Genomic DNA, 13,443 nt, shown 5'->3' on the forward strand with positions numbered 1-13,443 from the left:
AACCTCCTAATAAAAAAAGTACCACACAAAATGTATGATACTTATTTATAGATTTATCTAGTTCTAATAAATAATAATTTTTCTACCTTAGGATGAATTGGCTCATCTGCATATGAACGATTAGATCGATCATATGGTTGGAACCCATCATCTGTAGACTCACTTTGATCAATTTCATCCGAATAAAGTTGTGTTCCTAAATCATCTGAAACAATTGAGGTCTCCGAACCATCAGAAACTAAATTAGGACCGTAATTAATAGATAGTACAGTGAACAAACACAATATTGTTATAATGTTGAATAGTCTTTTCATCATGTTATTTCCTGCTTTCGATCATTTTTAATAGCGTGCTATTGTATTCTTTATATAACATGTTTTGTTTTTCTAACGATTCGTGTTTTTCATAGTATTCTGTAACAAGATCATAGTATTTAATTAATTTTTCATGATCATTGGTTTGAGCCCATAATGGCAAGCCAACTTCACGTAAATATGTAACTAAATTTGCTTCGTCCTTTTTTGCTTCTAGTAATAAAACCTTCATTCGAATAAAGGATGCACTACTTTTATCCTTTATTTTAGAGAGATTCTTACATAACAACTTAGTAGCCGTCTCGTAATCATTTATAATCATCATATTATTCGCGATGTTTGAAATGACCAAAAAATACTCTTCTGTGTCCTCTTGAATATTAGATAAATATTCTTGGTAATATTTAATTGCTTTCTTATGTTGATTAGAATGGTAGTATAAATAGCCTAAATTATGTAAAGCACTCATATGTATTGTTTTATCACTTAATATGACAGAAGAATCTAGTATTTCAATTAGAAATTGCTCGGCTCGATCTAATAACTTGCTCTTAATTAATTGAAGTGAAAGTAACATTTTTGCATCAAGGATCCGTTTAATATTATTATTTTGTAGAAAAATAGGAATTGCTTTATTACAAAAATACATAGATAAGGAAGTCTGATTAATAAAGCTATATACTAAAGCTCTATAGAAGCAATATTCCTGGAAATCTATCTCGAGGTTTGGCGTAATTTCTTGTACTTCATCCATTACTAGAAGAGAGTCATTATATCTCTTTTCTTTTATGTAATATATTGATAGTGTAAACAAATATTTTATCGTTTCATATTGGGAAAATTTCTTCTTTTTTACCTCAAGTTGTTTCCATTTTTTCTTTGCCATTTTAAGATCTTCAACAAAAATATAATATCTCCAAATTGTAATACAAAAATCATTTGATATATTAGTATAATTTATACTTTCCTCTTTACCAATCAATTCTTCAAACAGTATTTTACTAGAATCATAGTCAGCTCGTTCGATTGAATTCCATAATCGTTTAAGTTGACCCGTCACTTCATCTATACTATCATTTGCATCTATTTCAACTCGCATCTTTTTTAAAAGCAATTCAATCGTTTCTATACCAGCCTCTTTTGTACCGTTTTCAATTTTACTTAAATGTGAAACAGAGCATATTCCTTCACATAATTTCTCCTGGGTCCATCCTAATTTTTTTCGATGATGAAAGATCATCATGCCATAATCCATAATAAAATCTCCTGTTCACCTTTATTTAAAATAGATATTTATATGACTAGAAACTATTAATTTCTTATATTAATATTTTTAATTTTCTCTTAATAATTAAATTTTATTAGATTTTCCGACACATTAATATACTTTTTCGTTTTTTTTCAGACAAATTATATTCAAAAAATTTTCCCAATACAAAAAAGTCAAACAGAATGATATGATTTTAGTACAAGCAATTAAACGATACTAACGACTAATAACTTCATTAGTATTTTTTAAATGCACCCCCATTTAATAACCAGTTTTAAAGCAAGATGTAATCATTACATCTTGCGATTTTTTTGATTAAAGCCATTTTTATTTTTATAAATAATTTAAACATTGTTTCTAGTTTTCAAGCCATCAAGTAATTTAATAAATTCAAGCTAGTAATCGTCCAAATTAATTTATACTCGTAGAGGTCCTATATGACAAAAAAACCACTCATTTTATATTTGGTAATTATTGGAATATCCATCATTATTATATTAACATTAAAACAATCTATTGAAAAAGAAAAACAGAAGAGATTGGACGATGAAGCATCTACAGAATTCATAATTGAACAAAATGTTCAAAATTCTGTAAGAAACTACATTACAGCTTTAAAGTGGAAAGATGTTGAGATTTATAACTCTGTTGTAATAGATTCATTAAAAATCAGCAATCACTCTTACTACTTTACTAAGATAATGTCTAACGTAATTGATGCAAAATTCATCGGTGATAATTTATCTGTCATTCATTTAAATAAGAAAGATCAAAAAACAACGGTAAATATAAAATACGAAATAACATTTGTTGACGGGATAAAGCCTGAAGGAAAATATAAAAACGGTAGAAATATATGTAATGTAACAATGGATCTTGTTAAAATAAAAAATAAATGGGTCATTTCAAGTATATACGATTTAAAAGTTATCTAAAAAAACGTTCTCAATAAAGACCGTTATAAATGAAGAAAATCCACTAGGTGATAATTTTTTTCCTTGTGGTTTTTTTATGTATTTAATCTTTTTTCCTTCCTTTAATCTATGCATTTTCGCCAAAAAATTTATACAAAAAAGGAGAACTCAAAAGTACTCTGACTTTGAGCTCTCCTTTTTAAGTCATCTGTAGTTTCTTCCCAAATCAACTAGCCTAATTACTAAAACAAATTCGATTAAATTGTATCTAAATCTTTTAGCAACATATCTTTACTTTCTTCAAACTTTACTTCTTTTACATAATCATACGCTTTAGTTTTAGCAGCTAAGCTTTCAGTAGACTGATTTATTTTTGCATACGCTCTTGATAAAGCCTCATATGCATATGCTATGTAGAATGGCTCTACTTCTGCTTCTAAACTAATCTTCACACATTTTTTTGCGTAATCTAAAGCCGTTTCCCCTTGCCCTATAACAGCATACACTCGTGACAATTGCCAATATCCGATCGATATATTTCTTGGTGTATGGCTCTCTACTTTTGTCCAATGCCAAAATGAGCTATGACATAAATGAACCATTTCCTCTGTTTCACTTTGAGATCTATTTTCTAATTCAAGTAAATCCCACACTTTATTAAAACATGAAGCAGCAAGCTCCCTATGAGTGAAGCTATTTTGATTAATCGTCTCTTCCATAATTTACTCCTCCATAATTAAAATCAAGAATATGTATTACCTCAACTCTAAGTATAATTTTATTCACATTCCGAGTTTGAGTCCGCATCACAGCTAGCAATGGTTTCAAAGCCTGTTGAGCTATTTTTAATTTGTATGACTGAATTTCTTCGTTGCTCCTCTAACTTCAATCCTTTCTCACCAACGGATTGTTCATAATAATTTATTTCTTGTTCTTGTCGCTCGTCAGCATTAGCATTAAAGCTCATTAAAATACCTACTGGAGTTGCTAAAACTAACAAAAATACACCAATTCTAAGAGCCGCGTACTTAAATGCTTTGTACCCGTTTTTTAATAATTTATCCATTTGTATAGATCTCCTCAAATTGAATATAATATTCGAAATCCTTTAGCAATTATTGACTAACAATACTATTCTCTGTACTATTCATATTTTCCTGTTTGGCAATTATGGATTAAATAAATTCTAAGAGTAATCCTGGCCAAATGCTTAATCAAAAAAAACAAAAAACGCGTTCATACAGATGAAAATTAATTCATCTAAATGAACACGTTTATCTTAATTCATTCTATTTATTGTTGCTAAGCTACTATTCACCTAAATCTACATTGTGGTAAACACGTTGAACATCTTCTATATCTTCAAGAACGTCTAACATTTTTTCGAACTTTGCAAGACCATCTTCTGGAAGAGTTACATCATTTTGCGCTAACATTGTTAATTCAGCTACTGTAAACTCCGTAATACCTTCGTTTTTAAACGCTTCTTGTATTGCATAGAATTGGTCTTGATCAGCATAAACAATTACAGCGTCGTCTTCTTCTAAGATATCGCGAACATCTACATCTGCTTCCATTAAGATTTCAAGAACTTCATCAGAAGTCTTCCCCTCAAGTCCAATTACAGCCGTTGCATCGAACATATATGATACTGAACCTGTTACTCCAAGGTTACCACCGTTTTTACTAAATGCAGCACGAACTTCTGCAGCTGTACGGTTTACATTATTAGTAAGTGCATCAACAATTACCATTGATCCATTTGGTCCGAAACCTTCGTAACGAAGCTCATCAAAACTTTCTTCAGAACCACCTTTTGCTTTTTCAATCGCACGATCAACTATATGTTTCGGTACACTATAAGTTTTCGCACGCTCTAGTACAACTTTTAAAGCTTGGTTTGATTCTGGATCCGGCTCACCTTGCTTCGCAGCTACATATATTTCACGTCCAAACTTTGCATAAATACGACTAGTATTTGCATCTTTTGAAGCTTTCTTCTCTTTAATATTATTCCATTTACGACCCATCTTGTTCCACTCTCTTTCAACTTTAAATCTACGTTTAATTTACTATGTATTTGACTTTCGCCAAACATTTACCATTTAATATTATACCTCATTTATACTTTTTTTCGAAATTAATCGTTACTAAAAATTAGTGGAAATAAAAAACATTACTTTCTTTTTTGAAGTAATGCTTTTATTTTTAGATAACTTTTACCTTTATCAAATAAGTAAAATAATTATTCCCCTTCCAGATACCTTTTACTTCATAAATTATTTCTCCTTTTTTAGATCCAAGTTGGAATGAGTAACTTCCGTAGTTATTTAAATTGTGGTCATAAATGTATGCTTTTTTAGTCCCACTGTGCTCTAATATTTCCACATTTTCGGGTTGTTCTGAAAAATATATCTTTAGAAACTGTCCTTCGAATGCTGTAATAGCTACTTCTTCTTGAATATTTTTATATGTACCATTTGTTGATTGATCTTTATCTAATAATTTTCCCCAAGAATAATTTGCTATTTTATATGGAATTGTTTTATCTGCTAGCTCAAATTTAACTTTCGGTTTTTCATCATTAGACAAAATTGTTTGGTTAATAATGACCGAAATCGTAAAAATTGCCACTAAATATAAGATCCCTTTTTTAAACATCGAACTTCCGCTCCATATTTTTTCATTTAATAAGTTTAATGTAATCTATTTCTATTAAATTGTATATTGGGAAAATTCTGTACATTTTCAATAAATTCTACCAATTAATTTATAAGACCACCTTTTTTAAATTTTCAACATATTTTTCATAGAATTAACAAAAATTAAGGTAATATGATGGGAGAAGTAATAGAAAGGATTGATAAAATGTTTAACAATAATCCAGAATATTGGATTTCTAAACTTGGACTAGTAGCACATCCAGAAGGGGGATATTACAAATCTACCTATCAATCAAAGGAGCAAATATCTGATCGTGAATTAACGGTAAATTATGATGATCATAGATTGCTTTATACTAGTATCTATTTTTTGCTACAATCACATGATATTTCTCATTTTCACAGATTAAAGTCTGACGAATTATGGTATTTCCATGCAGGAAGTTCATTAACTGTTCATGTTATACATGAGAATGGTCAATACGAAGAAATAAAATTAGGACTTAATTTAGAAAATGGAGAAGTTCCTCAATATTTAGTACCGAAAAATTCAATATTCGGTTCATCAGTTATGGAAGAAAATACTTTTTCATTAGTAGGCTGTATGGTTTCACCTGGATTTGATTTTAAAGACTTTGAATTATTTACCCAAGAGCAATTACATAATAAATACCCAGAACATAAAGAGATTATTAATAAGTTAGCTTATAAGGAACTTCCTTATTAGGTCAAAAAAAGAAAGTGAGTTTTTAGCTCACTTTCTTCATGCTGTTGAAAAACAACCTTGTCAATCGAATCACCAAATTTTCGTAAAAGGAGTAGTGTGATGTTGATTTCCACTACAGGATGCTCGCTTTCCATGGGGCGAGATTCTTTAGCCTCCTCGGCAAGCCTGCGGGGTCTCAGCCTTCCCGCTAATCCCATAGGAGTCGAGCACCCCTCCGCTCCAATCAACTTGTTCATCAAAAAAAGTCTGCAATAAAATCCAAATCAAATAGCCTTTTACTTAGAGTAACTTAACAGTTGTATATTAATCAGATTGTAGATCAATTAATATCAAACTTTAATTAAACTAATCAACTGAATTTGTTTTTTTAATTAATATTTTTAATTTCTGAAAAAATCATTACTAGTGATTATTGGAATCAAGAAATTGCTGAAAATATTAACATTTAAATCCATTAATAAATCATCCAAAAAATGATTATTTCATCAGAATAAGCTCAATTTAATGTCCTCTTTCCCAATTGAACATTTTATATTTAACACACTGAAAGAAAGTGAGCTTTTAGCTCACTTTCTTTTTTTGGGGGGAATAGATTAATGAAACAACTAACTCAGAGTTAAGATAATCTTATTGATGGTATTTCACTAGATTACTTCATATTTAAATAACTAGTACTCACAAATCCTTTTTTACCATTGTAAGAAACAATTGCCCACTTATAATCGATTTGAGTTTTTCCTTCAGTTTGATAACCAAGGAAACTGACTTTTGCACCTTTTGGTATCACTGTTAGAACTTTATATTTCGTACTTGGACCTGTACGTAAATTTAAATTAGCTTTTGTTGTAACAGTAGTTGGTACTTTTTGTAAATATTTAGTATTTACATAAGCTATACCATTTTTAGTAGTTGTTGTTTTAATTTGTGCCCAGCTAGCATTATAGAATTTTACTATCTCAATTTGATCTTTCTTTCTTAAAGTGTCTACTACTTTTGAACTTGTATTTGGAGCACTTCGTACGTTTAATACACTTGCAGTTACCTCATATACACTAATCGGAGCATTTAAAACCGCAGCACTAACATGTGTCGGCCCGGCTGTTACACCATTTGAAACTAATAATGCGCCAGATAAGGCCATAGTTGATACAAAAGCTTTTAATAATTTTTTCTTCATTTTAAATTCCTCCTCTCACTTTACATCTCAATAATATTGAATCAATGTTTCAAAATTAGCCATAAAATGTATCCAAATTGTAAACTTTTCGGTTGTTTTGAGTCGATACACCTAATTGGAAAAATTTGCATATCGTTCCAAATTTATGGACATTCTAAATTTTGTATTTGTATGAATGGAGGAAAACTATGGATAATCAAGAGAATAATGAAGAAATATTGACTAATCGGCAAGGCCATCCAGTAACAGATAATCAAAACGTGAGAACCGTTGGGAATCGTGGACCAACAACTTTAGAAAACTATGACTTTCTTGAAAAAATCTCTCATTTTGATCGTGAACGAATTCCAGAACGTGTTGTGCATGCTCGTGGAGCCGGTGCACAAGGGTATTTCGAAGCCTATGGAAAAGTAGGTGATCACGCAATTTCTAAATATACTAGAGCAAAATTATTTCAAGAGAAGGGGAAAAAAACACCTGTGTATGTTCGATTTTCCACAGTTGTAGGTGGTGGACATTCTCCTGAAACTTTACGTGATCCACGTGGTTTCGCTACAAAGTTTTATACTGAAGATGGAAATTGGGATTTAGTCGGTAATAATTTAAAAATCTTTTTTATTCGTGATCCTTTAAAATTTCCAGATATGGTTCACTCATTTAAACCAGATCCAGTAACAAATCTTCCTGATCCTGAAAGAATGTTTGACTTTCTTCATCTAACACCAGAATCCACTCATATGGTTACATTTCTCTTTTCACCATGGGGAATTCCAGCTAACTATCGACAAATGCAAGGGTCCGGTGTTAATACATATAAGTGGGTAAACAAAGATGGCGAGGCAGTTCTTATTAAATACCACTGGGAACCGCTAAAACAGGAAATAAAAAATTTATCACAACGTGAAGCAGATGAAATCCAATCTACAAATTATAATCATGCAACTCAAGACCTTTACGAGGCGATTGAGAAAGGCGATTATCCAGAATGGGAATTATGTGTACAAATCATGAGTGATGATGAGCATCCAGAACTTGATTTTGATCCACTGGATCCTACAAAACTATGGGATCCAGAAAAGTTTCCTTTTTTACCAGTTGGAAAAATGGTATTAAACAAAAATCCAGAAAACTATTTTGCAGAAGTTGAACAAATTGCATTTGGGACTGGTGTTCTAGTTGACGGACTGGATTTTTCAGATGATAAATTACTTCAAGGTCGTACTTTTTCGTACTCAGATACACAACGATATCGAGTTGGAACAAATTACTTACAATTACCAGTTAATTCACCAAAAAATCATGTAGCAACAAATCAACGTGATGGGCAAATGGAATATAAAGTTGACGCAGCGCCAGGTCAAAACCCACATGTGAATTATGAACCTTCATCACTAGGTGGATTAAAAGAGGCGCCAAAGAATGGAAAAGATCATGAACCCGCGTACAATAATAAATTAGTACGACAAAAAATTGACCGACCTAATGACTTTATCCAAGCTGGTAATACTTACCGTGCTTTCGACGAAACTGAAAAAAGTGAACTAATTTCAAATTTAGTCGATGCACTAAAAATATGTAAGCCTCATATCCAAGAAACGATGGTTGGTTATTTTACAAAAGCGGATGAAGAATATGGACGCAGAGTGCGTGAAGGTTTAGAAAAAGCGAATAGTAATCAAACTGAACACACTAGCACTGAAGCAGCTGATGTCGCGTCTGACAAAGCTAAAAACATGGGTCATGAATCGGATCGATATTAAAAGTATCAATTGGGATAGGCAGACGCCTATCCTTTTTAGCGTAATCGTTTATTATTTTTATCAATATCTTACTAAATTTTATTTTTCCATTAAAATCAAAAGAGTATTATCTGAATATTACGACTCAATATTCACAATTAAGAGATAACAGTTTAAAATAAGTTTGTAAGGACAATGATGATACATATGAAATTAATTGAGAGTGGGCTGATACTTAAATGAATAATGTGACTAAGTTTAATATTTTCAAACCAGCAAAAGACATATTTGAGGCATTTGTTGATCCAACTAAAATAGGTAACTTTTGGTTTTCTTCTAGCTCTGAGCGATGGGAAGAAGGAAAAGTCATTACTCTAAAATACGATCTTTACAATGCAGAAGGTAAAATTAAAGTCATCGAGATTGAGTCAAATAAGAAGATTGTGTTTGCTTGGGGACCTACAGAAGAAGGAAATATCGTAACGATTACATTAAATGAACAAGATCAAAATAACACAATTATTGAAGTCGTGGAAGAAGGCTTTAATGAAAGCAACCCAGAATATGTTCATCATTTAATCGATAATAAAGAAGGCTGGGTATTTATGCTTAGCTGTTTAAAATGTTATTTAGAATTTGGCGTCACTAAGTTAAGAGGCGGATTGGTGAAATAATTTTAAAATAATACGATTGTATATGGGGCTGTCTCATAAGTCAGGTTAACTGACTCTTGGGTGCCCCTTTTTAATCGTAAATAGTTCAGAATTCTGTAGCCATAACTATGAGGGGGTATCTCTGGGGTACTTATCATTTGTAGTTGGACTGATTAATCTTTTTTATAGATGATTAGCAGATTTTTATTCGGTTTAGTTAGTAAATGAACAGTTCTGCTAGTTTACCATTAGAAAGATACTACTTTTACACGATTCCCAACTTATAATACCCCTACCAGTATGGGTAACATATAAGTTTATTTGCGGTTCCTTGGAATTTAATTGCAGTATTATTAATTTTTTGCGATTCTCTGTTTTTAATTGCAGTTTCTCCAATTTTAATTGCGATTTTCAGATTTTATTTGCAGATAGCAGTTTAATTGCAGCATTTCACCATTTATTTGCACTGTTGGACTCTTTATTTGATGTTCTATTAAACTTATTTGCCGCACCAGTAATTATTTGCGATTCTCAGATTTTATTTGCAGATAGCAGTTTAATTGCAGCATTTCACCATTTATTCGCACTGTTGGACTCGTTATTTTGCTGTTCTATTAGACTTATTTGCAGCACTAGAAATTATTTGCGATTCTCAGATTTTATATGTCCCTTTTTGTTCCAACAATAAAAGTGCAGCTAAACTCATTAATAGAATTTTAGCTACACTAAGAATTAACTAAACCTTTTCAACCCTTCTTCAAGAAGGCCCACAGCAAACTCTAATTCACTTTTAGTTACAATTAAAGGTGGATGCCATGTTATACAATTGCCTCCAGAAAGCTTAAATGAAAGTCCATTATTTAAACAATAATAAAGAATTTTTTCGGCTAATTCATCATTCTTTTCTTTTGTATCGCGAGACTTTACTAACTCAATTGAGATTAATAGACCCGCAATTCGAATATCACCGATTCTCTCATACTTTTCATAAAGTTCATCTAATTTTAACTTTACGTATTCGGATTGTATTCGGCAATTCTCTTCCAAGTTGTAGTCATCTATATACTCAATTGTTGAACAAATCGCTGCACAACCTAATGACGGTTTCTCATGTGTATAATGTCCAAGCGATATTTCTTCGGCAACATCGTATTTTGTACGAGCTAGTACAGCCGCTTGAGGTATTACCGCTCCACCTAAACCTTTTCCTAGAACTAGAATATCTGGCTCAATCTCAAATTTTTGATGAACATAAAATGTACCACTTCTCATTAGAGCTGTCGGAACTTCATCAAAAATTAATAGAATGCCATGTCGATCACACATCTCTCTTAGTCTCTTAAAATAAGATTTTGTTGGTATATGTGTATCAGTTGCCCGAATTGGTTCTAATAGAATTGCTCCAATTTCTCCTTCATGCTCAATCATATATTCAATATGGTCCAAGCAAAAATTCGCTATTTCTTCATGTGAGTCAGTTTTTAATAGATTACGATATCCATTAAAAGGAATCGCTTTTAATGTACCCGGCATAAGAGGGCCCATATCCTTTTTAAAGACGTATTCTCCACCAACTGAAATGGCATCTAAACCAGCTCCATGAAATGATTCCCACATCGAAATGACTTTATGACGTCCAGTCACCTTTCGCGCAATTTTTAGGGCTAGTCCGAAAGCTGCACTCCCAGATGGGGTAAATAGAACCTTGTAATCTTTTGAAGTTGTTTTATTTACTAATGCATTAGCTGCCTTAATGACAATCTCAGACGTAAACCTTCTTGGAATAAATGGGAGTTCATCAACTTGTCTTTTGATTGCTTCAACTACATATGGATTTTTATAGCCAACTTGATGTGAGCTATTTCCATGAAAATCTAAATATTTGTCTCCATTCACACCAATTAGATAACTTCCATTAGCATCGACAATTCCATTAAGACAAGGCGTAGACATTGATTGTCTTGCAAAAACCTTTGCATCCTCTTGAATGACTTCTCGACTAATTTGATTTAATTGATCCATCCATTCCGTGCGAAGAGGGCTTGAGTTAATATCGCCCTCTCTTTTCAAATGAGTATTTAACATGTTACTTTCTTACCTTCTACAATTAAATCATTAATTTTGTCAATTAACATAGGCAATTCACTCATTGATTTAATTGTAAAATCTGCACCATTTTTTCTAAATGATTGTTCAGTTTTTGATATGATTGCTTCTTTCTCACTATCTGTTAAGCTACTAAACTCTTCTAAACTAAGTCCCATTTCTGAACTTCCGATAATGACGCCGACAGACCAAACACCTGCATTAATACCTTCTTTAATATCTGAAATTGTATCGCCAACTTTCACGACTTTCCATGGAGCTGTTAACTTTAATGCTTCCATGTTACGGTAAATCATATATGGATACGGTCTACCAAATGAATTTGTTTCGTCAGGAGTAATATAGAAGTCTGGATAATAGCCTTTAATCTCAGCATTTGGAACGACTACATCCATCATTTTATTTGTGTATCCTGTTGTTGATCCTATTTTAAGACCTTTATTCCTTAATTCTTGCACTACTTCGATTACTCCAGGAATCGGATCTGCATAATCAGATAGTGAAGCCATTAAAGCTGGCTCAAAGTTTGCGTATAGTATATTCACATCTTGTTCATTAAATGGTCTCTCATATTTTTCAATCCAAAGCTTAGAAATTCTAGGCATTGAAAGCATTTCACGAATATGATCGATTTTTAACATCCCCATTGGTGCACGAGCTTCTTCCATTGTTACTTCAATTCCAGCATTTTTAAAAATATCGATAAACACATTTACTGGCGCAAAACATCCAAAGTCAACTGTAGTACCAGCCCAATCTAAAATAATTCCTTCTACTTTATTCATTTTGTCACCACTCCCATATATTCTTCAATAATATTACATAAACTTTGGATGTCTTCTTCATAAATTTCTCCAATATTTCCTACACGGAATGTATCAGCATCTGTTAGCTTACCAGGATAGATGACAAATCCTTTTTCTTTTATGAAATAATAGAAGTTTTCAAAGCTAAACTGTTCACTTGGAAATAAAAAGGTTGTAATAATTGGCGATTGATTTTCCTCAGAAATATAAGCGTTGATTCCCACTTCTTTCAGTCTCATTCTTAAAACGCGGTTATTATTCTTGTAGCGAGCATACCTAGCTGAAATGCCACCTTCTTCAATTAACTCATCAATCGCTTTTGAAAATGCCGCAACAACATGCGTTGGAGAAGTAAATCTCCATTTTCCATCCTTGTCCATTTCCTTCCATTGATCGAATAAATCTAAAGATACACTTCGAGCAATTCCCTCACACTGAACGAGCTTATTTAGTTTTGCTATAACAAATCCAAATCCTGGTACTCCTTGAATACATTTATTAGCACTACTAATTAAGTAATCAATCCCCAGTTTTTGAATATCAATTTCAATGCCACCAAAGCTACTCATTGCATCGATAATTAATGTTTTATTATATTCTTTTGAAAGATCGGCGACCATTTCAATTGGGTTTAAAATTCCAGTTGTTGTTTCGCAATGAACCATTACGATGTGAGTAATAGCTGAATCTTTTTCAATAATATCTCTTAACTCTTCTTCTTTAGGTAGCTCATCATATGCAATGCTATATTGAACGAAATTAAGCCCAATATACTTAGCCATTTTTACAATACGTTCACCATAAGCTCCATTCGTTACAATCAATACTTTGTCATTTTTTGAGATTGATGAACTTATAACTGATTCAACTGAAAATGTACCACTGCCTTGCATTAAAACAACTGTATAATCTTCTTCTGAAGCATTTGCCAACTCTAGAAGTTGTGTTCTAATTTTTTGTGTTATTTCTTTATAATCGTTATCCCAAGTACATCGGTCAAAGAGCATTTCTTCTTTGACCGTATTTGTAGTTGTTAATGGACCTGGTGTAAGTAATTTATAGTTTTTCATAACC

At 31.9% G+C, this 13,443-nt stretch carries 15 protein-coding genes; 4 read left to right on the forward strand and 11 right to left on the reverse strand.

Annotated features, from left to right (window positions below; all coding sequences use genetic code 11):
* Positions 1–53: 53 nt before the first annotated feature.
* The gene (locus BED47_RS08585; protein WP_091024260.1) at positions 54–317 is read right to left on the reverse strand and encodes a hypothetical protein; all 264 of its coding nucleotides are present in this window, start codon (positions 315–317) and stop codon (positions 54–56) included.
* Position 318: 1 nt separating this feature from the next.
* Entirely contained in the window at positions 319–1,569 is a 1,251-nt protein-coding gene (locus tag BED47_RS08590; protein ID WP_069033319.1) for a helix-turn-helix domain-containing protein, read from the reverse strand.
* Positions 1,570–2,021: 452 nt separating this feature from the next.
* On the opposite strand from BED47_RS08590, the gene BED47_RS08595 reads away from it, so the two are divergent.
* Positions 2,022–2,519, forward strand: coding sequence for a hypothetical protein (locus BED47_RS08595; RefSeq protein WP_069033320.1), 498 nt, complete (start codon positions 2,022–2,024; stop codon positions 2,517–2,519).
* A gap of 236 nt (positions 2,520–2,755) precedes the next feature.
* On the opposite strand, the gene BED47_RS08600 is transcribed toward BED47_RS08595, so the two are convergent.
* From BED47_RS08600 to BED47_RS08615, 4 genes are all read right to left on the reverse strand, one after another.
* Positions 2,756–3,217 (reverse strand): hypothetical protein, encoded by a 462-nt coding sequence (locus BED47_RS08600; RefSeq protein ID WP_069033321.1) that lies wholly within the window; start codon positions 3,215–3,217, stop codon positions 2,756–2,758.
* Positions 3,218–3,276: 59 nt separating this feature from the next.
* A complete protein-coding gene (locus tag BED47_RS08605; protein ID WP_069033322.1) occupies positions 3,277–3,564 on the reverse strand; it encodes a hypothetical protein in 288 nt (95 codons plus the stop codon).
* 244 nt (positions 3,565–3,808) lie between these two features.
* Positions 3,809–4,528 carry a YebC/PmpR family DNA-binding transcriptional regulator gene (locus BED47_RS08610; protein ID WP_069033323.1) on the reverse strand — a complete coding sequence of 240 codons (720 nt, stop codon included), beginning with the start codon at positions 4,526–4,528 and terminating at the stop codon, positions 3,809–3,811.
* Between the two features lie 178 nt (positions 4,529–4,706).
* Positions 4,707–5,159 carry a hypothetical protein gene (locus tag BED47_RS08615; protein ID WP_069033324.1) on the reverse strand — a complete coding sequence of 151 codons (453 nt, stop codon included), beginning with the start codon at positions 5,157–5,159 and terminating at the stop codon, positions 4,707–4,709.
* Positions 5,160–5,366: 207 nt separating this feature from the next.
* On the opposite strand from BED47_RS08615, the gene BED47_RS08620 reads away from it, so the two are divergent.
* Positions 5,367–5,888, forward strand: coding sequence for a cupin domain-containing protein (locus BED47_RS08620; protein WP_069033357.1), 522 nt, complete (start codon positions 5,367–5,369; stop codon positions 5,886–5,888).
* On the opposite strand, the gene BED47_RS08625 is transcribed toward BED47_RS08620, so the two are convergent.
* Together BED47_RS08625 and BED47_RS08630 are read right to left on the reverse strand one after the other, a co-directional pair.
* On the reverse strand, positions 5,885–6,085 hold the full coding sequence (locus tag BED47_RS08625) for a hypothetical protein (RefSeq protein WP_069033325.1): 201 nt from the start codon (positions 6,083–6,085) through the stop codon (positions 5,885–5,887). The genes BED47_RS08620 and BED47_RS08625 overlap by 4 nt on opposite strands.
* A gap of 452 nt (positions 6,086–6,537) precedes the next feature.
* Entirely contained in the window at positions 6,538–7,065 is a 528-nt protein-coding gene (locus tag BED47_RS08630; RefSeq protein WP_069033326.1) for an SH3 domain-containing protein, read from the reverse strand.
* A gap of 188 nt (positions 7,066–7,253) precedes the next feature.
* On the opposite strand from BED47_RS08630, the gene BED47_RS08635 reads away from it, so the two are divergent.
* Positions 7,254–8,825 (forward strand): catalase, encoded by a 1,572-nt coding sequence (locus BED47_RS08635; protein WP_069033327.1) that lies wholly within the window; start codon positions 7,254–7,256, stop codon positions 8,823–8,825.
* Positions 8,826–9,043: 218 nt separating this feature from the next.
* Positions 9,044–9,478 (forward strand): SRPBCC domain-containing protein, encoded by a 435-nt coding sequence (locus BED47_RS08640; RefSeq protein WP_069033328.1) that lies wholly within the window; start codon positions 9,044–9,046, stop codon positions 9,476–9,478.
* Between the two features lie 711 nt (positions 9,479–10,189).
* Here BED47_RS08640 and pbfA read toward each other — a convergent pair.
* From pbfA to phnW, 3 genes are read right to left on the reverse strand one after another with little or no spacing between them, the layout of a single operon-like run.
* The gene (gene pbfA, locus BED47_RS08645; protein WP_069033329.1) at positions 10,190–11,542 is read right to left on the reverse strand and encodes a (R)-1-hydroxy-2-aminoethylphosphonate ammonia-lyase; all 1,353 of its coding nucleotides are present in this window, start codon (positions 11,540–11,542) and stop codon (positions 10,190–10,192) included.
* Entirely contained in the window at positions 11,536–12,348 is an 813-nt protein-coding gene (gene phnX, locus BED47_RS08650) for a phosphonoacetaldehyde hydrolase (protein ID WP_069033330.1), read from the reverse strand. The genes pbfA and phnX overlap by 7 nt, the downstream gene beginning before the upstream one ends.
* The gene (gene phnW, locus BED47_RS08655) at positions 12,345–13,439 is read right to left on the reverse strand and encodes a 2-aminoethylphosphonate--pyruvate transaminase (RefSeq protein WP_069033331.1); all 1,095 of its coding nucleotides are present in this window, start codon (positions 13,437–13,439) and stop codon (positions 12,345–12,347) included. Before phnW ends, phnX begins: the two co-directional genes overlap by 4 nt.
* Positions 13,440–13,443 lie beyond the last annotated feature (4 nt).

Origin of the sequence: Gottfriedia luciferensis (assembly GCF_001712755.1) — a bacterium.
Taxonomy (GTDB): Bacteria; Bacillota; Bacilli; order Bacillales; family Bacillaceae_G; genus Gottfriedia; species Gottfriedia luciferensis_B.

Bases quoted from the DNA above. Each gene is read 5' to 3' on its own strand.
- BED47_RS08605 (WP_069033322.1), bottom strand. From the start codon at position 3,564: ATGGATAAATTATTAAAAAACGGGTACAAAGCATTTAAGTACGCGGCT.
- BED47_RS08610 (WP_069033323.1), bottom strand. From the start codon at position 4,528: ATGGGTCGTAAATGGAATAATATTAAAGAGAAGAAAGCTTCAAAAGAT.
- pbfA (WP_069033329.1), bottom strand. From the start codon at position 11,542: ATGTTAAATACTCATTTGAAAAGAGAGGGCGATATTAACTCAAGCCCT.
- BED47_RS08635 (WP_069033327.1), top strand. From the start codon at position 7,254: ATGGATAATCAAGAGAATAATGAAGAAATATTGACTAATCGGCAAGGC.
- phnX (WP_069033330.1), bottom strand. From the start codon at position 12,348: ATGAATAAAGTAGAAGGAATTATTTTAGATTGGGCTGGTACTACAGTT.
- BED47_RS08600 (WP_069033321.1), bottom strand. From the start codon at position 3,217: ATGGAAGAGACGATTAATCAAAATAGCTTCACTCATAGGGAGCTTGCT.
- BED47_RS08615 (WP_069033324.1), bottom strand. From the start codon at position 5,159: ATGTTTAAAAAAGGGATCTTATATTTAGTGGCAATTTTTACGATTTCG.
- BED47_RS08630 (WP_069033326.1), bottom strand. From the start codon at position 7,065: ATGAAGAAAAAATTATTAAAAGCTTTTGTATCAACTATGGCCTTATCT.
- BED47_RS08585 (WP_091024260.1), bottom strand. From the start codon at position 317: ATGATGAAAAGACTATTCAACATTATAACAATATTGTGTTTGTTCACT.
- BED47_RS08590 (WP_069033319.1), bottom strand. From the start codon at position 1,569: ATGGATTATGGCATGATGATCTTTCATCATCGAAAAAAATTAGGATGG.
- BED47_RS08595 (WP_069033320.1), top strand. From the start codon at position 2,022: ATGACAAAAAAACCACTCATTTTATATTTGGTAATTATTGGAATATCC.
- phnW (WP_069033331.1), bottom strand. From the start codon at position 13,439: ATGAAAAACTATAAATTACTTACACCAGGTCCATTAACAACTACAAAT.
- BED47_RS08640 (WP_069033328.1), top strand. From the start codon at position 9,044: ATGAATAATGTGACTAAGTTTAATATTTTCAAACCAGCAAAAGACATA.
- BED47_RS08620 (WP_069033357.1), top strand. From the start codon at position 5,367: ATGTTTAACAATAATCCAGAATATTGGATTTCTAAACTTGGACTAGTA.
- BED47_RS08625 (WP_069033325.1), bottom strand. From the start codon at position 6,085: ATGGGATTAGCGGGAAGGCTGAGACCCCGCAGGCTTGCCGAGGAGGCT.